At 69.2% G+C, this 20,108-nt stretch carries 12 protein-coding genes, 1 tRNA gene and 2 pseudogenes; 3 read left to right on the top strand and 12 right to left on the bottom strand.

The window, feature by feature from the left end:
• Nucleotides 1–13 precede the first annotated feature (13 nt).
• Together U9R90_RS15155 and U9R90_RS15160 are read right to left on the bottom strand one after the other, a co-directional pair.
• Nucleotides 14–2,464 carry an SIR2 family protein gene (locus U9R90_RS15155; RefSeq protein ID WP_411056965.1) on the bottom strand — a complete coding sequence of 817 codons (2,451 nt, stop codon included), beginning with the start codon at nucleotides 2,462–2,464 and terminating at the stop codon, nucleotides 14–16.
• Nucleotides 2,465–2,853: 389 nt separating this feature from the next.
• The gene (locus U9R90_RS15160) at nucleotides 2,854–3,168 is read right to left on the bottom strand and encodes a hypothetical protein (protein ID WP_411056966.1); all 315 of its coding nucleotides are present in this window, start codon (nucleotides 3,166–3,168) and stop codon (nucleotides 2,854–2,856) included.
• Between the two features lie 53 nt (nucleotides 3,169–3,221).
• Here U9R90_RS15160 and U9R90_RS15165 point away from each other — a divergent pair, with 53 nt between their 5' ends.
• Both U9R90_RS15165 and U9R90_RS15170 read left to right on the top strand, forming a co-directional pair.
• Complete coding sequence (locus tag U9R90_RS15165; protein ID WP_411056967.1) at nucleotides 3,222–3,515, top strand: ATP-binding protein; 294 nt, start codon at nucleotides 3,222–3,224, stop codon at nucleotides 3,513–3,515.
• A gap of 70 nt (nucleotides 3,516–3,585) precedes the next feature.
• Nucleotides 3,586–4,296: pseudogene (locus U9R90_RS15170) on the top strand (tyrosine-type recombinase/integrase); the annotation flags it as partial.
• A gap of 47 nt (nucleotides 4,297–4,343) precedes the next feature.
• On the opposite strand, the gene U9R90_RS15175 reads toward U9R90_RS15170, so the two are convergent.
• The 10 genes and pseudogenes from U9R90_RS15175 to bldG all read right to left on the bottom strand — a co-directional run bounded on the left by U9R90_RS15175 (nucleotide 4,344) and on the right by bldG (nucleotide 17,411).
• Nucleotides 4,344–4,417: transfer RNA gene (locus tag U9R90_RS15175), tRNA-Thr, on the bottom strand.
• A gap of 115 nt (nucleotides 4,418–4,532) precedes the next feature.
• Nucleotides 4,533–4,715, bottom strand: a complete 183-nt coding sequence (locus tag U9R90_RS15180; protein ID WP_411057750.1) for an alpha/beta hydrolase — start codon at nucleotides 4,713–4,715, stop codon at nucleotides 4,533–4,535.
• Nucleotides 4,666–7,602: pseudogene (tmk, locus tag U9R90_RS15185) on the bottom strand (dTMP kinase); the annotation flags it as partial. The gene U9R90_RS15180 and the pseudogene tmk, both read right to left, overlap by 50 nt.
• A 189-nt stretch (nucleotides 7,603–7,791) precedes the next feature.
• Nucleotides 7,792–10,641 (bottom strand): type I DNA topoisomerase, encoded by a 2,850-nt coding sequence (gene topA, locus U9R90_RS15190; RefSeq protein WP_411056968.1) that lies wholly within the window; start codon nucleotides 10,639–10,641, stop codon nucleotides 7,792–7,794.
• A 339-nt stretch (nucleotides 10,642–10,980) separates the two neighbouring features.
• Entirely contained in the window at nucleotides 10,981–11,178 is a 198-nt protein-coding gene (locus U9R90_RS15195; RefSeq protein ID WP_411057751.1) for a hypothetical protein, read from the bottom strand.
• A 115-nt stretch (nucleotides 11,179–11,293) separates the two neighbouring features.
• Complete coding sequence (locus tag U9R90_RS15200; protein ID WP_411056969.1) at nucleotides 11,294–12,856, bottom strand: methyltransferase; 1,563 nt, start codon at nucleotides 12,854–12,856, stop codon at nucleotides 11,294–11,296.
• 120 nt (nucleotides 12,857–12,976) lie between these two features.
• Nucleotides 12,977–13,561: a small secreted protein gene (locus U9R90_RS15205; protein WP_411056970.1), complete on the bottom strand. Its 585-nt coding sequence runs from the start codon at nucleotides 13,559–13,561 to the stop codon at nucleotides 12,977–12,979.
• A gap of 330 nt (nucleotides 13,562–13,891) precedes the next feature.
• Entirely contained in the window at nucleotides 13,892–16,279 is a 2,388-nt protein-coding gene (locus tag U9R90_RS15210) for a sodium-translocating pyrophosphatase (RefSeq protein ID WP_411056971.1), read from the bottom strand.
• A gap of 243 nt (nucleotides 16,280–16,522) precedes the next feature.
• Nucleotides 16,523–16,966, bottom strand: a complete 444-nt coding sequence (locus U9R90_RS15215) for an ATP-binding protein (RefSeq protein WP_411056972.1) — start codon at nucleotides 16,964–16,966, stop codon at nucleotides 16,523–16,525.
• Nucleotides 16,967–17,069: 103 nt separating this feature from the next.
• Complete coding sequence (bldG, locus tag U9R90_RS15220) at nucleotides 17,070–17,411, bottom strand: anti-sigma factor antagonist BldG (RefSeq protein ID WP_156725607.1); 342 nt, start codon at nucleotides 17,409–17,411, stop codon at nucleotides 17,070–17,072.
• A 77-nt stretch (nucleotides 17,412–17,488) separates the two neighbouring features.
• Between bldG and U9R90_RS15225 the strand changes: the two genes are divergently transcribed.
• Entirely contained in the window at nucleotides 17,489–19,942 is a 2,454-nt protein-coding gene (locus tag U9R90_RS15225) for a DEAD/DEAH box helicase (RefSeq protein ID WP_411056973.1), read from the top strand.
• Nucleotides 19,943–20,108: the final 166 nt, after the last annotated feature.

The following is a 20,108-nucleotide window of genomic DNA, read 5'->3' on the forward strand; positions in this document are numbered from 1 at the left end:
GAGCCAGCGGTCCTCAGGCCAGGAGGAGCCACTTCCTGCGGAACGACTTCAACTGCTCCCTGACCTCCGGCGAGCGCGTGATCGGGGAGATGTCGACCAGGTGCATCCAGTCGTTCCACCGGCGAACGATACGTCTGTCGATGGACCCGTTCGCCTTCTTGGCCCGTTCCACCCAGCTGAGGGTGTACTTGAAGAAGGTGATGTACGGGTACTCCGAGTCCTCGGCGGCCATGGCGCGCGCCTCCTCCAGGTACGCGGCCACCTCCAGCAGGTTCTCCGTCCTGCCGTCTTCCGGCCCGCCCTCAGCGAGGTACCTGCGGAACAGCACGGTGGCCAGCGTGTTCAGCGCGAACGCGTCACGGCGCTGGGCGATGGCCTGCCGGGCCCACGAACTGGCCGGGGCGTGCCGGCCCCGCTTACTCGCCCCGAGGGCCCGCTGCTCCCAGTACCGGGCGTTCCAGGCGTACGTCTCCTGCAGCGCCTCGTACCAGGCGTCCAAATGTTCCCCGCCCAGCCACACGGTCAGCATCTCGTGATCGAGGAGCTGGCGCACCATGCGGTAGGCGAACGTACGCGACGAGATGGCCGCCGGGGAGATTTGCACACCGTAGTGCTGGGCGAGTTTCAGGGTGACGGCGTAGTTCTCCTGCTTACTGAAGGAATTCTCCAGCATGTACGAGCCAAATGCCCGGTGCCGCGGGTGGAGGCGTCCCCGGGCCACGCGGATGAAGTCGGCGAGCACCGACTCGGAGTGCAGCAGGGCGTTCAGCTCGCTTGCCGGCAGTCCGCAGACGGACGCCGCAGCGCCGATCGGCAGTCCGTATCCGAGGGCGGAGGTGATGCACACTGCCTGGAACACCGATCGTTCGGTCTCGCTCTTCAGGAGCAAATAGCCCGTCCTCACCCTGCTGCGGAACCCGTCGGCCTCCTCCAGGTTCGACATCGACGAGAAGAGGTTCCTGCCATGCTTCTGCGTGAAGTACTCGACTTGTTTGGTGTGGCCGACGTCGGCCACGATGCCCAGCCGTCCGTGCCCCTTGAGCTGCCGGATCAGATCCTCGATCTCTTTGTCCCTCAGCTTGTCTGAGACCTCCACGTCAGCGAACCCCACGCCCGTGAAGCTGCGGCGCACCTCCCGGGCGCGCGAACGCCGTTCCACGGCCAGCAGCTCGAAGGGAATGCCCCGCTCCTTGGCACGCAGCGCCATGTCGGCGAGGTCGTTCGCGAAGTCGGCGGCGCCCTCCACGATAAGGAGGGTCCGCGGATGCTGTCTGAGCCACCACAGGGTGGCCTCCGGGGAGGGACGCAGTTCGGGATCGAGCAGATACGGCGTCCAGTTCTGCTCGGCGAGTTTCCTCGCGACCCGCAGGGCTATCGTGCTCTTCCCCGTGAACGCGGAACCCGTCAGGCAGACAACCTTCTGCTGTTCGTCAGACAGCGCCTCGCGGAAGACTCTGTCGGTGAGCACGCGGTGTGAGTCGAGGTCGCGCAGGATGTCGGAGTACAGGGGTTCGTGCCCGGCGTAGAAGTCGTGCCGGTCGTCGAGGCGGTACTCGGAGCCTGTGCGAATGGGATGCCACTGGCTCAGGAAGCTCAGCACGTTGGGGTTGATGCGGCTGGGGTTGTCCGCCGACACGTCGGCCTGCTGAAAGTAGTCCGGCCAGCTGGCCCGGACCTCGGCGAGGAACTCCTCGGCCGTGGCCTCGACCGGGATGAGGCCCCACTCACGGAAGCGTTCCTTGTCGAACTCGTCGATCGTCGGCATGACGATGACAGAGGGCTCGGAGGCGCCCTGCACACGCCCTTTCTCTAGGACGTTCTCCAGGTCGATCTCGTCGTTGAGGCTCGCGCCCAGGATGATGGTGGGCGCCTCCAAGTAGCTGTCGGCGAAGATACTGTGCCAGCGGTGGCGCTGGGTGACCGCGTACAGATAGGACGAGATGTCGAAGACGAGGTCGTCCGTCTTCTTCGCCCAGGCGACACCATGCAGGTGGACGAGGATGGCCTGGTGACCCGAGGGCACGCGGTGGGGGTCCGTCCAGGAGACGGAGATGAGTTCCTTGGCCGTGTGCTCGGTGAACTGCTTGTTGTAGGCGTTCTCCACCGAGTCGTCGATGTTCAGCGACCAGATGTACCGCCACGGGATAGAGACGAGGTCGGCGTACCACGACGGAGCGGTGCAGTTGACGAAGCGGTCCGCCATATAGGCCAGGACGTTCTGGCCGTCCGCTGCGACGCGCGACCTCGCCATCGAGAAGACCTGGCGCAGGTTCCCGCGCGGATTGCCGGGCAGCGAAAACGCCGTAGCCATCTCCTGAGCGAGGTCCCAGCCGCCGGGAAGCCGCCCCAGCGGCCCCTCCGAGTCCAGGCTGGCGCCGGCGCCCAGCAGCAGCTGGTACTTCGACTCGGTGATAGCCCGCATCATGCTGTCCCACTGCTCGACCGACATCCACGGTGTTGGCAAGACCCGTCCCCTTTTTGAGATGCGTGAGCGCGGTGCTGCGCCAGAGTGTGAGCGCCCCATGACGGGTTCGAGCGGTCAGTCAGCCCGGCAGGCCGTGTTCATGGGCGAGTTCGCGACCTCCAGTCAGGCAGATCGTATCGAGTCCAGGCCGTGGACGAGGCGGATTCGACGACCCGGGGGAGCGCACTCGCGTCCTGCAGCATCATGGCGCCGGAGGAATGCGCGCCGAGGGCCCGTAAGATCATCTCGGCTGGTGCCGAGCAGTGCCGCCGAGTCCCGTTTTTCCAGGTCAGAGACCCCTGACATTGATCACCATGACGCTGGGTCCGCCCTAGTGCCACCCAGTCCGCTCACGCAGATCGCAACCGTCGCAGGCTTGATCGGCGTCGTCAGATCACCGTTGAGGGAGAGTGCTTGTTCAGGTAACTCTTGAAGGTCTTCCTGATCTCTGCCTGGAGGTAGCCCGCCTGCGGCGAGTTGGGCACCACATCACGCTCGAAGCCTCGCTTCCGAGCATCGAGGTACCTGACGATGCTCGGTGAACCGATGTTGGAGACGAAGAGCTCGCTCTGAGTACGGATGTCGGCGCGCAGGCCCTCAAAGTTCCGCGCCAGTCCGATGCCGAGGTTGGACACGTAGTACTTGCACTCGACGATGAGGATGCTCTGACTTCCGCGCGGGGCAACGTCCTGTTCACGGCTCAAGGCTGCCTCCTCCGCGGGCAGTACCAACACGTCGCATTCGTGGAGGACACCTGATGAGCCTGCCCGGCGTGCTCATCCTCGACGACTTCGCGATGCGCCAGCTGAACGCGACGCAGGCCGACGACCTCTACGAACTCGTCTCGGAGCGGCAGGGCCGATCGCTGATCATCACGAGCAACAGGGCGCCCAGCGACTGGTATCCGCTCTTCCCGAACCCCGTCGTCGCCGAGTCCCTCCTGGACCGGCTGATCAACACCAGCCACCAGGTCATCATGAACGGCCCGAGTTACCGTTCCAACAAGCGTCCCAAGAACCGCACGGATAAACCTGACCCCAGGCACAAGTAGCCCCAGCAGCCTCCGGGGCTGGGGAAAATCGCGACCTCAGCCCCGGGGAAAATCGCCGTCGTTCACACACCCCAAGTGGCAGCTGCAACGCCTCACGTGGCGGCACGGCTGCGACGACCCGCACGCCTGCGGAGCGCGCCTCCACCACTTCGAGCCGTGCCCACCGGACTGCACCACCCACAAGGGCTACACGCGCGGCTGCCCGAAGCCCTGCACCAAGACGTGCACAAGGCACGCGAGCGCCTGCCCGGAGCGCACGGGAGGCGGTCTTTCCTTCACACGGCCCAAGACCAAGAAGAGCCAGAACCCCGTACCGATCCCGCCCGTCTTCATCCCGTTCCTGGCCGACCACAGGGCCCAACAGGAAGCGATGCGGGCCGCGGCCGGTGAGCTGTGGCAGGAACACGACGTCGTGTTCTCACGGCCGGATGGGCGCCCACTCGACCCACGACAGGACTACGAGGAGTTCAAGGAACTGCTCGCCGAGGTCGGGATCGACGACCGCCGCCTGTACGACGGGAGCCGCCACACAGCGGGCACGATCCTGAACGAACTGGGCGTCGACATGACCACCATCATGGAGATCCTGCGGCACACCCAGATCAGCCAGACCCGCCGCTACGTGAAGGGCAGATCACACCTCTCGAAGGACGCCATGCGACGCATGGGCGAGTTCTTCGCGCCCGCTCCCCCGACCCCGGATTCGGGCCCCACTGAGACCAAAACTGAGACCGCTGACACCCGCGCGGCCCGCTCCCGGCGCCGCCGACGTATCCGGTAAAAGCAAAAGCCCCAGGTCACGGCGAGTGAGTCCTGAGGCTTCTACAGAGCCGCCTTCGGGATTCGAACCCGAGACCTACGCATTACGAGTGCGTTGCTCTGGCCAACTGAGCTAAGGCGGCAAGCTGCGGAAATACCCCTCCCGCGCAGGAAGAGGTTCGCATCAGCAGCGGCGCCAAGTCTACAGGGTTGTTCGGGGTGCCCCGGACCGGGCTCGGGGCAGGGGGCGGTTCGGGGTCAGCACCGGGTGTTGTTGGGTGGGGGGTCGCCCTGGAGGAGGTAGCGGTTGATCGCGGTGTCGATGCAGGTGCTGCCGCGGCCGTAGGCGGTGTGGCCGTCGCCGTTGTAGGTGAGGAGGGTGGNACCGGCCCCCGGCCCCCTTGCGACCGTCGCCGTTGTCCTCGTCGTCCCGCGAGCCAAGCAGTTCGTCGGCCAGCGTGGGCAGGTCGTCCAGCGGAGTCTCCTCCGCCCAGTCGGAGCGCGGCCGACGCCGCTGCGTGCCAGAGCCGGAATCCGGGTCGACCTGCGGCATCTCGCGGGTGACCTCGGCACCGGTCCGCTCATCGCGGAAGAACCCCGGCGGCACCCGACCCGCCGGATCGCCATCAGAGGGCTCAGAGGAATCAGAGGGTTCAGAGGGCTCAGACACCTGCGGCAGAACGGCAGTCTCATCAGCCGAACCCGAACCCGAACCCGAACCCGAGCCCGAACCCTCGTCAGCCGAACCCGAACCCTCCTCAGACGCCGCCCGCCGAGCCGCCTCAGCCCGCAGCAACGCCTCCTCCGCCTTGCGCTGCCTCTCGAGCCGCCGCTCCTCCGCCTCCGCGTGCAGCCGAGCCTCCTCCTCGGCCTCCCGCCGACGCCGTTCCTCCTCAGCCGCCCGAGCCGCTTCCTCGGCCAGCCGCCGGGCCCGCTCCTCCTCGGCCAGCCGCCGCGCCTCCTCCGCCCGCTGCCGCGCCTCCTCGGCCTGCCGCTCAGCCTCAAGACGCCGCGCCTCTTCGAGTTCGCGCCGCTTGCGCTCCTCCTCTTCGGCGCGCAGCTTCGCCAGCTGCTCCTGGCGCTCCCGCTCCAGGCGCTCCTCCTCGGCCTTGCGCGCGGCTTCCTCCTCGGCGCGCCGCCGCGCCTCCTCCTCGGCCGCCTTACGGGCGTCTTCCTGCGCCTTCTTCTCGGCCTCGGACAGCGGCAGCAACTGGTCGAGCCGATGCCGTACGACGGTGGTCACGGCCTCCGGCTCCTGGCCCGCGTCCACCACCAGGTAGCGCCCCGGATCGGCCGCCGCCAGGGTGAGGAAACCAGCCCTCACGCGCGCGTGGAATTCCGCGGGCTCCGACTCGAGCCGGTCCGGCGCCTCGGTGAAGCGCTCCCTGGCGGCCTCGGGCGACACGTCGAGCAGCACCGTCAGATGCGGTACGAGCCCATCCGTAGCCCAGCGCGAAATCCGCGCGATCTCGGTAGGCGAGAGGTCGCGTCCCGCGCCCTGGTAAGCCACGGACGAGTCGATGTAGCGATCGGAGACAACAACAGCACCACGCTCCAGCGCAGGCCGGACCACCGTATCCACGTGCTCCGCACGATCCGCCGCGTACAGCAGCGCCTCCGCCCGGTGCGAGAGACCGGCCGACGACACATCGAGCAGGATCGACCGCAGCCGCTTGCCGACCGGCGTCGCGCCCGGCTCACGGGTCACGACCACCTCGTGGCCCTTGCCGCGAATCCACTCCGCGATCGCCTCGGCCTGGGTGGACTTCCCGGCACCGTCACCGCCCTCCAGGGCGATGAAGAACCCCGTGGCGGCAGGCGCCTGCGCCGGATCGCTGCCGCGCAGCGCGTCGCTCAGGTCCCGCCGCAGCGGCACCCCGGAACGGTCATCCGTACGCGCCAGCACGAGCGCGGCCACCGGCAGCAGCAGGGCGCCCACGAGCATCAGGGTGAACGCGGCTCCCCCATGGGCGAACACGAACTTGCCGCTGACCAGCCGGTGCTCCCCGATCAGCGCGGCGAGCACCGGCGCCGCCAGCACACCGAGCGCGATGGCGACCCGTACGACCGCGTGCAGATGCTCCGTGGTCCGGACCCTGCGGTAGTCCTCGACCTCCTGGTCGAGAAGAGCGTGCCCGGTGTTCGCGGCGATCCCCGCCGAGACACCCGCGAGCGCGACGATCAGCAGCACGGACGTCGGGTCGGGTACGAGACCCGCAGCGAGCAGCGCGACACCCGTGAACGCGATCGCCAGCGCCAGCAGCCGGCGCCGGGAGAGCGCGGGCAGTACGGACGGCGCCGTACGGATACCCACGACCGTGCCGCCGGTCAGCCCGAGTACCAGCAGCCCGAAGTAGACCGGCCCTCCCGACAGATCCCAAGCATGCAGAACAGCGACCGAGACCGCCGCGGCAATCGCCCCCGCGACACTCGCACAGGCGAGCACCAGCAGCGGGATGGCCCCGGTGCGCCCCTTGTCCACGCCGTCGCCCGTCTTGGGGCGACGCAGGCCCTCCAGCGGGGAACGCGCGCGTGGCGTCTGAGCGTCGGGCAGCTCCAGGAAGTACGCGACCGACAGCGACGCGGCGAAGAGTCCGGCCGCGACATACGAGGCGAGCGCCACCTGGTGCAGCTCGAACCAGTCGAGCCCGGCACCGAGCAGGTTGCTGACGAGCGTGACCGCGATGAGGCCGAGCGCGGCGACCGGCAGGGACACGAAGGCCGTACGCAGCGACAGCCGCCGCAGTGCCTCCATCTGGTCCGGCAGCGGCCGTACGGCCGCGCCCTCGAGCGGTGGCGCGGGCAGCAGCGCGGGCGCCGCGGTCTCCCGCGAGACGGTCCAGAAGCGCTCGGCGACGCCGATCACGAACGCGGTGACCAGCAGGACGGCCAGAGCGCTGTCCGGGGTCCAGTCGATCCACAGCGGCGCGACGATCAGCAGCGCGGCGCGCACGCCGTCCGCGACGATCATGGTCCAGCGCCGGTCGAGTGGACCACCCTGTGACGTAAGTGACGAGAGGGGCCCCAGGAGTACGGCTCCGAAGAGCACCGTGGCCAGGAAGCGCGCCCCGAACACGGTCGCGACCGCCAGGGCCACGCCGCGCACACCACCGCCGAGCGCGCCCTCCGAGTAGGCCACCTGGAAAGCCAGCACGACGAGGACGAGGATGGCGAGCGCGTCACCGACGCTCCCCACGAAGTGGGCGCTCCACAGCCGCTTCAGCGGGGGACAGCGCAGCAGGGCGCGGACGGCGCGCTCACGTGAATCCGCGACCAGGGCGTCGTCGGGGTCGGTTGGCTCGACCGGGGGCTGCTCTGCTCGGGTCATCCCGCCAGCCTATCCGGAGCCCCGCACTCCCCGAAGGCTGTACCCGAACATACGAGCGCACCGACACGCCCGACGCCGGGCGCCCAGCCCCACCAGGCCGGACGCCAGGCCGGACGCGAGGCCAGACCACACGAGCCCGCGCCACACGAGCCCGCGCCACACGAGGCCAGACACCCCAGCCCCCATCCCTCAGCCCTCGGAGGACGCCTTCGCAGCCGTCTTCTTCGCCGGAGCCTTCTTCGCCGCGGCCGTAGCCGACGTCGTCTTCTTGGCAGCCGTCTTCTTCGCCGCAGCCGTCGTCTTCTTGGCCGCGGTCTTCTTCGCGGCCGTCTTCTTCGCCGGTGCCTTCTTCGCCGCCTTCTTGGCGGTCTTCTTGGCCGGACCCTTCGCCCGCTTCTCCGCGAGCAGCTCGTACCCGCGCTCGGGCGTGATGTCCTCGACGCTGTCGGCCGCCCGCAGCGTCGCGTTGGTCTCGCCGTCGGTGACGTACGGACCGAACCGCCCGTCCTTGACGACCACCGGCTTCTCGCTGACCGGGTCCGTGCCCAGCTCCTTCAGCGGCGGCTTGGCGGCGGCCCGCCCGCGCTGCTTCGGCTGCGCGTAGATCGCCAGCGCCTCTTCGACCGTGATCGAGAAGAGCTGGTCCTCGGTCTCCAGGGAGCGCGAGTCCGTGCCCTTCTTGAGATACGGGCCGTACCGGCCGTTCTGCGCGGTGATCTCGACACCTTCGGCGTCCGTCCCCACCACGCGCGGCAGCGACATCAGCTTCAGCGCGTCCTCAAGCGTGACCGTGTCCAGGGACATGGACTTGAAGAGCGAGGCCGTACGCGGCTTGACCGCGTTCTTGCCGGTCTTCGGGGTGCCCTCGGGCAGGATCTCGGTGACGTACGGGCCGTACCGCCCGTCCTTGGCGACGATCTCGCGGCCGGTCGCCGGGTCGGTGCCGAGCGCGAAGTCACCGCTCGGCTTGGCCAGCAGCTCCTCGGCGTACTCGACGGTCAGCTCGTCCGGGGCCAGGTCGTCCGGGACGTCGGCGCGCTGGTGGCCCTCGGCGTCCTTCTCCCCGCGCTCCACGTACGGGCCGTAGCGCCCGACCCGCAGCATGATGTCGTCGCCGACGGGGAACGAGGAGATCTCGCGGGCGTCGATCGCGCCCAGGTCGGTGACGAGCTCCTTCAGACCGCCGAGGTGATCGCCGTCGCCGTTCCCGGCGTCGGAAGCGGAGCCCGCCCCGGATGCCTCGCCGGCCTCGCCGAAGTAGAAGCGCCGCAGCCACGGCACGGCCTGTGCCTCGCCGCGGGCGATGCGGTCGAGGTCGTCCTCCATCTTGGCGGTGAAGCTGTAGTCGACCAGGCGGCCGAAGTGCTTCTCCAGGAGGTTGACCACGGCGAACGACAGGAAGGAGGGGACCAGCGCGGTGCCCTTCTTGAAGACGTAGCCGCGGTCCAGGATCGTCCCGATGATCGAGGCGTACGTCGACGGGCGGCCGATCTCGCGCTCTTCGAGCTCCTTGACCAGGGACGCCTCGGTGTAGCGGGCGGGCGGCTTGGTGGCGTGCCCGTCGACCGACATCGCCTCGGCGGACAGCGCGTCGCCCTCGGCGACCTGCGGCAGCCTGCGCTCGCGGTCGTCCAGCTCGGCGTTCGGGTCGTCGGCGCCTTCGACGTACGCCTTGAGGAAGCCGTGGAAGGTGATCGTCTTGCCGGAGGCGCTGAACTCGGCGTCCCGGCCGTCACTCGCCCGCCCGCCGATCTTCACGGTGACCGAGCTGCCCACCGCGTCCTTCATCTGGGAGGCGACGGTCCGCTTCCAGATCAGCTCGTAGAGCCGGAACTGGTCACCGCTCAGGCCGGTCTCGGCGGGCGTGCGGAAACGGTCCCCCGAGGGGCGGATCGCCTCGTGCGCCTCCTGCGCGTTCTTGACCTTCCCGGCGTACGTGCGCGGCTTGTCCGGCAGGTAGTCGGCGCCGTACAGCTGCGTGACCTGCGCACGGGCGGCCGAGACCGCCGTGTCGGACAGGGTCGTGGAGTCCGTACGCATGTAGGTGATGAAGCCGTTCTCGTACAGCTTCTGGGCCACCTGCATGGTGGCCTTCGCGCCGAAGCCCAGCTTGCGCGAGGCCTCCTGCTGCAGCGTCGTCGTACGGAAAGGAGCGTAGGGCGAGCGGCGGTACGGCTTGGACTCGACCGAGCGGACCGCGAACTGGCTGTCCTCAAGGGCGGCGGCCAGCGCGCGGGCGTTCGCCTCGTCGAGCTGCAGGGTGTCGGACTTGAGCTGTCCGACGGAGTTGAAGTCACGGCCCTGCGCGACGCGCTTGCCGTCGACCGTGGTGAGCTTGGCGACCAGCTGCGAGGGGTCGCTGGAGTCACCGGCGCGGCCGGTCGCGAAGGTGCCGGTCAGGTCCCAGTACTCGGCGGAGCGGAAGGCGATGCGCTCGCGCTCCCGCTCGACGACGAGGCGGGTGGCGACGGACTGGACACGGCCCGCGGACAGCCGCGGCATGACCTTCTTCCACAGGACCGGCGAGACCTCGTAGCCGTAGAGGCGGTCGAGGATACGGCGGGTCTCCTGGGCGTCGACCATGCGCTTGTTGAGCTCGCGCGGGTTGGCCACGGCGCCCTGGATCGCACTCTTGGTGATCTCGTGGAAGACCATCCGCTTGACCGGGACCTTGGGCTTGAGCACCTCGAGCAGATGCCAGGCGATGGCCTCGCCCTCGCGGTCCTCATCGGTGGCGAGGAGGAGTTCGTCGGAGTCCTTCAGCAGGTCCTTGAGCTTTTTGACCTGCGCCTTTTTGTCGGCGTTGACGACATAGATCGGCTGGAAGTCATGCTCGACGTCCACGCCGAGGCGGCGCACCTCGCCGGTGTACTTATCGGGGACCTCGGCGGCGCCGTTGGGGAGGTCGCGAATGTGCCCGACGCTCGCTTCGACGACATAGCCAGGGCCCAGATAGCCCTTGATCGTCTTCGCCTTGGCAGGCGACTCGACAATGACGAGTCGGCGGCCGCCCGGTGCGGTGTCGCTGGTCGGGGACAACGTTGCTCTTCTCTCCGGTCGACGCTGGATGCCTTGCGGTCAGTACGGGTCCGTCAGTACGGGTCCGTACGCTGACGCTGCGGAGTGTGACGGTACATCCCGCCCCCGTGTCAAACGGGAAAAGCCCGCAACGGCCACTCGAACGGTAACCCGACTTTCGCCGTTCCTGCCGCCCGGAGTGCCCACCCGGTTGTTTCGCGCCGATGCGGAGCGTGACCTCTCAGCTATTGTCCCTGATTCAATTATTGGCCGGATCGAGTCCGATTCCGGGCCCCTCACCTGGGCCGCGGTCGAGGTGACACGGGCCGCGGCACGCCCGGCGCGCCTCCGGGCGGCGCCTCACAGGCGGGTGAAGCACCAGACTCCGAGCAGGAGCGCCACGGCCCCGGCGAGCGTGGCGAACGCCACGGAAGCGGCCGGGTTCACTCCCTGCGCGACGGGCGCGCGATGCAGGACCCGTACGCCGGTCCACAGCAGCAGCCCGGCCCCGAACAGTGCGAACACCACGCCCGCGAAAATCGCCGGTCCGCTCTCCAGGCCCGTACCCATGCCGCGTCCTTCCCTCCGTAGATCCCCAGAGGGCGGACGCTGGCACACCCGAGCGTCCACCGCGCGAACCCCGGGTGAACGCCGAGGCCGCGGTGTGAGCGGCTCAGAGCTCCAGGGGCTCCGTGAGATGCGCACTCCCCGCGCCGTGCTCGACCGGCTCCAGGAAGCCCTGCTCGACCAGGAGCCGGATCTGCGCGGGCGAGCGGTCCCGCAGCCCCACCGGGTCCTCGCCGACCAGCTGGGCGATGGCGTCCAGAATCCGCCCGGCGCTCAGGCTGCCGTCGCACACCCCCGCGAAGCCCGCACCGACCGTGTCCACCTTGGTAGCGCGGCGCATCCCGCGGTTCTGCCGCAGCACCACATGCTCGGGGTCCTCCGCGCCGGGCAGTCCGACCTGCTCCTGCATGACCTCGTCCGCGAGCTTGAAGTGCCCGGCGAGCAGCGCGGCGTCGTCGTGCGCACGCAGATAGTCCTGGCGCGCGAAGTGGGCACGGACGACCTCGCCGAGCGGCTGTTCGACGGGGTGCGGCCACTCCTCGACCGTGACGGACGGCTCAGCGGCGGCGGTCTTCCTGAGCGTGATCCAGCCGAAGCCGACGGCCTTGGTCTTGCGGGCCTCGAACTCGTCCAGCCAGGCGTCGTACCGCGCCGCGTACTCGACGGGGTCCGCGTGGTGGTCCCCCGCGTCACGCAGCCAGAGCTCGGTGTACTGGGTGATGTCCTGCACCTCGCGCTGCACGATCCAGGCGTCGCATCCACGCGGCACCCAGGAACGCAGCCGGTCCTGCCACTCCTCCCCCTCCACGTGCTGCCAGTTGGCGAGGAACTGCGCGTACCCCCCTTCGTTCAGCCGCTCCCCTGCCTGCTGAACGAGCGAGCGGCACAGATCGTCCCCGCCCATCCCGCCGTCGCGGTAGGTGAGCCGGGCGGCGGGCGAGATGACGAACGGGGGGTTGGAGACGATCTGGTCGTACGTGGCGTCCGCCACCGGTTCGAAGAGCGAGCCCTCCTTCAGCCGCGGCTCGGGGGCGCCGGAGAGCGCCAGCGTGAGCCGGGTGATGTGCAGGGCCCGGGGGTTGGGGTCGGTCGCGGTCACGCGGGTGGCGTGCTGGGCGGCGTGCAGCGCCTGGATGCCGGACCCGGTGCCGATGTCGAGGGCGCTCTGCACCGGCGTACGCACCGTGATCCCGGCCAGCGTGGTGGAGGCACCGCCGACGCCGAGTACGACTCCCGGGTCACGGCTGCCGATACCGCCGGCGCCGCCGACCGCGCATCCCAGGTCCGAGACGATGAACCAGTCCTCCCCGTCGGGCCCGCCGTACGGCCGCACGTCCACCGTCGCGCACAGGCTGTCGCCGTCACCGGCGCGGGTGAGCCAGCCGTCCGCCAGGCACGCGTCGACCGGCAGAACGGCCGCCACGCGCGCGTGAGCGACGGGTTGTTGCAGCAGGAAGAGGCGTACGAGCGTCTCCAGGGGGCCGTCGCCGCGGGTGGCCCGCAGGGCGGGCACCGTCTCGCTGCGAGCGAGCGCGGCATACGCGGCGGCGCCGAGGAGGTCGAGCAGTCCGTCGGCCGTGAAGTCGGCGGCGAGGAGGGCTTCCCGCAGCCGGGCGATGCCGTCGGCGCGGTCGGTCGTGGGCAGGGTGGGCGTACTCACGGGGTCCATTGTCCTCCCCTTGGCCCACTCGTGACCCCGTCCCCACGCCGAATGGCCGCCACGCGCGCGTGGCGGCCATTCGGGGGAGCGGGCGCCGCGGGGAGCAGACGCTGCCCGAAGGTGCGTGAACTACTGGGCAGGCGACGGCTTGGGCGTCTCCGCCTTGCAGTCGTCCTGCTTCGAGATCGCGTCGCCGACGTCTCCGGCGAGCAGCGTCTTCAGTGCGCCGTCCCCGTTCTTCTGGATCTTGCCGAGGTCGTCGGCGACCTCCGACAGGCCCGCGGAGAACGCCTTCAGGCCGTCCGGCGAGTCGTCCTTGGTGTCCAGGCCGTCCATCTTCTTCTTCAGGTCCGCGTACGACTTCGACGCCGCGTTCAGGTCCTTGATGGCGTCCTTCTGGATCTTCTCGCCATCGTCGACCGGCGGCGGTCCGGCCTTCTCCAACGCGCTGGCGATGGCCTTGTCCGCGTCGGAGATGGCCTGGAAGGCCTCCGAGTCGGCCTTCTGGATCTCCTCTGGCTTACCGTCAGCGGCGGTCGAGACGATGGTGTGCTGCGCCTGCACACTCTTCTCCAGCTGGGGCTGGATCTGGCCGCACAGCGACTTCGCCCAGTCGTTGAGCTTGTCGTCGCCGTCGTCATCGCTGGTGCACCCCGACAAGGCCAGTACGAGTACCGCACCGCCGGACAGTGCGGCTGCGAGCTTCTTGTTCACCGGATTGGTCCCTTCCATGGCTCTCGGCCCCGGAACATACACGCCAAGTGGGCGACAACCGCTTGGCGAAGGTCCGCTTAGTACCCTATTGAAGCCATTTGCACCAAGCCGAGAGTAGCTCACGCAACACAAGACGGGCGGACGGCGCATCAAGAAGCGCCGTCCCCCCCGTGAAANCCAAGTGGGCGACAACCGCTTGGCGAAGGTCCGCTTAGTACCCTATTGAAGCCATTTGCACCAAGCCGAGAGTAGCTCACGCAACACAAGACGGGCGGACGGCGCATCAAGAAGCGCCGTCCGCCCGTCTGTTGAGCGGTAACCGACCAAAGGTCAGGAAACCACCGCCGAAACTGACTCAGCCCGCTGGGAGTCTCCCTCGTCGCCGACGGCGATACCGCGCCGCTTGGAGACGTAGACCGCTCCGGCGATGACCACGATCGCGAGAGTCGCGATCGTCGCCCGTACGCCGACACTCGCGTCGTCGCCGTAGCTGAACTGGACGACCGCGGGCGCGATGAGCAGCGCCACCAGGTTCATCACCTTCAACAGGGGGTTGATCGCGGGGCCCGCGGTGTCCTTGAACGGGTCGCCCACGGTGTCGCCGATGACAGTCGCGGCATGGGCCTCGCTGCCCTTGCCGCCGTGCTTGCCGTCCTCGACCATCTTCTTGGCGTTGTCCCACGCGCCACCGGAGTTGGCCAGGAAGACCGCCATCAGCAGACCGGTGGCGATCGCGCCCGCCAGGAACGAGGCGAGCGCGCCGACGCCGAGCGTGAAGCCGACCGCGATCGGCGTCAGCACGGCGAGCAGCCCTGGTGTGGCCAGCTCGCGCAGCGCGTCCTTGGTGCAGATATCGACGACGCGCCCGTACTCCGGCTTCTCGGTGTAGTCCATGATCCCGGGGTGCTCGCGGAACTGCCGCCGCACCTCGAAGACCACGGCTCCCGCGGACCGCGACACCGCGTTGATCGCGAGACCCGAGAAGAGGAAGACGACCGCGGCGCCCAGCACCAGGCCGACCAGGTTGTTGGGCTGTGAGATGTCCATGCTCAGGTTCATCTCGGTGGCCTTGGCCCCCACGTCGCTGACCGCCGTGGCGATGGCGTCGCGGTACGAGCCGAAGAGCGCCGCCGCCGCGAGGACCGCGGTGGCGATAGCGATGCCCTTGGTGATGGCCTTGGTGGTGTTGCCGACGGCGTCCAGGTCGGTGAGCACCTGGGCGCCCGAGCCCTCGACGTCGCCGGACATCTCGGCGATGCCCTGGGCGTTGTCGGAGACCGGGCCGAAGGTGTCCATGGCGACGATGACGCCGACCGTGGTGAGCAGCCCCGTCCCGGCCAGCGCCACCGCGAAGAGCGCCAGCATGATCGACGTACCGCCGAGCAGGAACGCGCCGTAGACGCCGAGGCCGATCAGCAGCGCGGTGTAGACGGCCGACTCCAGGCCCAGCGAGATGCCCGCGAGTACGACGGTGGCCGGACCGGTCAGCGAGGACTTACCGACGTCCTTGACGGGGCGCCGGGTGGTCTCGGTGAAGTATCCGGTCAGCTGCTGGATCACCGCGGCCATGACGATGCCGATGGCGACGGCGACGACCGCGAGGATGCGCGGATCGCCGCCCTTGGCCTGGATCGCCGCGTCGGTGACGCCCTCCAGCTCGGCGTAGGTGCCGGGCAGATACGCGTAGACCGCGGCCGCGACCAGGGCCAGGGAGATGAACGCGGAGATGAAGAACCCGCGGTTGATCGCGGTCATCCCGCTGCGGTCCGCGCGGCGCGGCGCCACCGCGAAGATGCCGATCATCGCCGTGATCACACCGATCGCGGGAACGATCAGCGGGAAGGCCAGTCCGGAGTCGCCGAAGGCGACCTTGCCGAGGATCAGGGCGGCGACCAGCGTGACGGCGTACGACTCGAAGAGGTCAGCCGCCATGCCGGCGCAGTCGCCGACGTTGTCGCCCACGTTGTCGGCGATGGTCGCGGCATTGCGCGGATCGTCCTCCGGAATGCCCTGCTCGACCTTGCCGACCAGGTCGGCGCCGACGTCGGCGGCCTTGGTGAAGATGCCGCCTCCGACACGCATGAACATCGCGATCAGCGCCGCGCCGAGACCGAAGCCCTCCAGGACCTTCGGCGCGTCGGCCGCGTAGACGAGCACCACACAGGAGGCGCCCAGCAGACCGAGCCCCACCGTGAACATGCCGACGACGCCGCCTGTACGGAAAGCGATCTTCATGGCTTTGTGGGAGACCTCGGTGAGGTCCTTTGCCGGTTCGCCTTCGGCGGGGGTCGCTTCGCGGGCGGCCGCCGCCACACGCACATTGCTGCGGACGGCGAGCCACATGCCGATATAGCCGGTGGCCGCCGAGAAGAGCGCGCCAATCAGGAAGAAGATCGAACGTCCGGCGCGCTGATTCCAGTCGTCCGCGGGCAGCAGCATGAGCAGGAAGAACACGACGACGGCGAATACGCCGAGCGTGCGCATCTGCCGGGTCAGGTAGGCGTTCGCACCTTCCTGGATCGCTGCCGCGATCTCCTTCATCTTCTCGGTGCCCTCGCCGGCCGCGAGGACCTGGCGTACCAGGACGCCGGCGACGACGAGCGCGGCGAGCGCGACCGCCCCGATGGCGAACACGATGAGGCGGTTGTCGTCGGTCAGAACTGCGGCTGCGAAGGTTGAAGGGTGGTCAAACTGATGAGGGGTAGAAAGCCCCGTCATTCGTCCTCCTTGACGCTGGGGCTGAGCTCAAGATGTGGACGGATTGTAGGGAGCTTGACCTGATCAAAACAGTGGGCGGCAAACAGAATTGGCCTTCACGTGCTCATCAGCAAATGATCGCGCCCACAGATCGAACCCGAAAGCGGTAATGCCTCAAAAGCGTTGACGCTTGATCGTTGATCTAGCACTGATGTGCGGGCAGCAAAAAAGGCCCTGTTCAACAGGGCCTTCAGAGGTGACGGATCAGGGCAACAGCGTCGCGGGCGCCGTCGGCCAGCTCATCTTGATCAGCCCACCGGTCTCGTCGGCGCTGACCTCCACATCGTCGACGAGGCCGCTGATAACGGCGAGACCCATCTCGTCCTCGCCCTCGGGCTCCAGGTCATCGGCGGCGTGCGCCTGAGGCTGCGAGACCCCGGGGCCGTTGCCATTGCCGTGTGGCGCCTCGTCGCCGACCTCGATGGAGAACTGCTTCTCCTCCTCGATCAGGACCACCCGCACCGGCGCCAGCACGCCGTGGCTCTGGTGCAGCCCGACGGCACGGGTGCAGGCTTCCCCGACGGCGAGTCTGACCTCGTCGAGAACGGCCTCGTCCACCCCGGCCCGGCGCGCCACCGCCGCCGCCACCAGACGGGCGGTTCTGACATGCTCGGGCAGCGCACTGAAGCGGAGTTCCACGGTGGCCATGCATCCCCCTTGGACATGTGAGCGTGCTTTCAAGGGGCCGGGCCAATGGCCCGGTACCCCCCTGCTCCTGCCGCCCCGGGCCACCGACCCGGGGCTTCGGCCGTCAGTCGGTGGCCGACACCGCTTCCTCGACCGAGGTGTGAATCGGGAACACCTTGGTCAGGCCGGTGATGCGGAAGATTTTCAGAATGCGCTCCTGGTTGCAGACCAGGCGCAGTGAGCCCTCATGGGCCCGCACTCGCTTCAGGCCGCCCACCAGCACGCCGAGTCCGGTGGAGTCGAGGAAGTCGACGCCCTCCATGTCGACGACGAGGTGGAAGCTGCCGTCGTTCACCAGCTCGACCAGCTGCTCCCGCAGCTTGGGCGCGGTATATACATCGATTTCGCCACCGACCCTGACGATCGTGCGATCGCCCACGGTCTCGGTCGACAGGGACAGGTCCACGGATCCTCCAGCACCTTGCTATCGAGCAATCACCCCGTGGCTGCCTGAGCTTCAGGCCTGGGGGATCGCCAGCCGCGATGGCATTCAATCACTTAACGGCACGTGTGCACGACGCCTTGGGACCATTGTCCGTCACGCCAGTGACACACTCGATGCCGATGGCCAAGAATCACCGTCCCGATCGAACCCCGGCGGGCGACCGCGAGCGCACCTCCCCGCGTACGGTCCTGGACCGGCTGACCGCAGGGGCGAGCCGGGCTTCGCGCATCACTCATACGGAGCACTTGCCCCCGCGGGCGGGTCGCCATGCCGTCTGGCCCGACCGCATCCGCTCCGAGGTCATCGCCGCCGTCCAGAAGCGGGGCATCGAGCACCCCTGGGCGCACCAGGCGCTCGCCGCCGAGTACGCCCTGGACGGCCAGTCCGTGGTCGTCGCCACCGGCACCGCGTCCGGCAAGTCCCTCGCCTATCTGATGCCGGTCCTCACTACGCTGCTCGACGGGTCCGAGGCTCCGAACGGGCGGGGCGCGACGGCGCTGTATCTCGCCCCCACCAAGGCGCTGGCCGCCGACCAGTGCCGGGCCGTGAAGGAGCTGGCCGATCCCCTGGGGCATGCCGTCAGGCCCGCGGTCTACGACGGGGACACGCCCGTCGAGGAACGCGAATGGGTACGCCAGTACGCCAACTACGTCCTGACCAACCCGGACATGCTGCACCGCGGCATCCTCCCCTCACACCCCCGCTGGTCCTCCTTCCTGCGCGCTCTGCGCTATGTCGTCATCGACGAGTGCCACACCTACCGCGGCGTCTTCGGCTCGCATGTCGCCCAGGTGCTGCGCCGCCTGCGCCGCCTCTGCGCCCGCTACGGCGCGGACCCGGTGTTCCTGCTCGCCTCGGCCACCGCGGCCGACCCCTCCATAGCGGCCGGCCGGCTCACCGGCCTGCCCGTACGGGAGGTCGCCGACGACGCCTCGCCGCGGGGCGAGCTGGTCTTCGCCCTCTGGGAGCCGCCGCTCACCGAACTCCACGGCGAGAAGGGCGCCCCGGTCCGCCGTACCGCCACCGCCGAGACCGCGGAGCTGCTGACGGATCTGACCGTGCAGGGGGTGCGCTCGGTCGCGTTCGTACGGTCCCGCCGGGGTGCCGAGCTGATCTCGGTGATCGCCCAGGAGCGGCTGGCCGAGGTCGACCGGTCCCTGGTGAACCGGGTGGCGGCCTACCGCGGCGGCTACCTCCCCCAGGAACGCCGCGCCCTGGAGCGCGCCCTGCACTCCGGCGAACTCCTCGGACTCGCCGCCACCACCGCGCTCGAACTCGGCGTGGATGTCTCGGGCCTGGACGCCGTGGTGATCGCCGGCTACCCGGGGACCCGGGCCTCGCTGTGGCAGCAGGCGGGCCGCGCCGGGCGCACGGGCCACGGGGCCCTGGCGATCCTCGTCGCCCGCGACGACCCACTGGACACGTATCTCGTCCACCACCCCGAAGCCCTCTTCCAGCAGCCCGTGGAATCCACCGTCCTCGACCCCGACAACCCGTACGTCCTGGCCCCGCACCTGTGCGCGGCCGCCGCGGAGATCCCGCTGACCGAAGACGACCTGGCCCTCTTCGGCCCCACCACGACCGAGCTCCTGCCGCAGCTGGAGGCCGCGGGGCTGCTGCGCCGCCGCACCAGGGCCTGGCACTGGACCCGCCGCGAACGCGCCGCGGACCTCACCGACATCCGCGGCGAGGGCGGCCGCCCCATCCAGGTCGTCGAGTCCGGGACCGGGCGGTTGCTCGGCACCGTCGACGCGTCCGCCGCGCACATGGCCGTGCACGAAGGCGCGGTGCATCTCCACCAGGGCCGCACCTATCTGGTGAGGCACCTCGACCTCGAGGACTCGGTCGCGCTCGTCGAAGAGGCCAGCCCGCCGTACTCGACCACCGCCCGCGACACCACCGCCATCTCCGTCCTGGAGACCGATGTCGAGATCCCCTGGGGCGACGGCCGCCTCTGCTACGGCTCCGTCGAAGTCACCAACCAGGTCGTCTCCTTCCTCCGCCGCAGACTCATCACCGGCGAGGTGCTCGGCGAGACGAAGCTCGACCTGCCGCCCCGCACCCTGCGCACCCGTGCCGTCTGGTGGACGGTGACCGAGGACCAGCTCGACGCCGCCCGGGTCAACCCGGAGCAGCTGGGCGGCGCCCTGCACGCCGCTGAGCACGCCTCCATCGGGATGCTGCCGCTCTTCGCCACCTGCGACCGCTGGGACATCGGCGGTGTCTCGGTCCCGCTCCATCCGGACACGCTGCTGCCGACGGTCTTCGTGTACGACGGCCAGCCTGGCGGTGCGGGCTTCGCGGAACGGGCCTTCCACACGGCGGCCGAGTGGCTCACCGCGACCCGTGAGGCCATCGCCGCCTGCGAGTGCGAGGCGGGCTGCCCGTCCTGCATCCAGTCCCCGAAGTGCGGCAACGGCAACGACCCGCTGCACAAGCGCGGCGCCGTACGCCTCCTCACCGAACTCCTCAAGGGGGCACCGCCCACGTAGGCACCCCGCCCCGGTCAACGGCCGCGTCGGGTCTTGCTTGCGCCCGCACCCTCGCGTCAGATCCCGCCCGCGCCCGCTGCGAAGCAGCTGATGTCTCGCGGTGCGGTGCATCGGCGTGCGGCGGGATCGCCCTCGTACTGGACGTACTTGGGCGATTCGGCCGTGC

The organism is Streptomyces sp. E11-3, assembly GCF_046540415.1.
Lineage (GTDB): Bacteria > Actinomycetota > Actinomycetes > Streptomycetales > Streptomycetaceae > Streptomyces.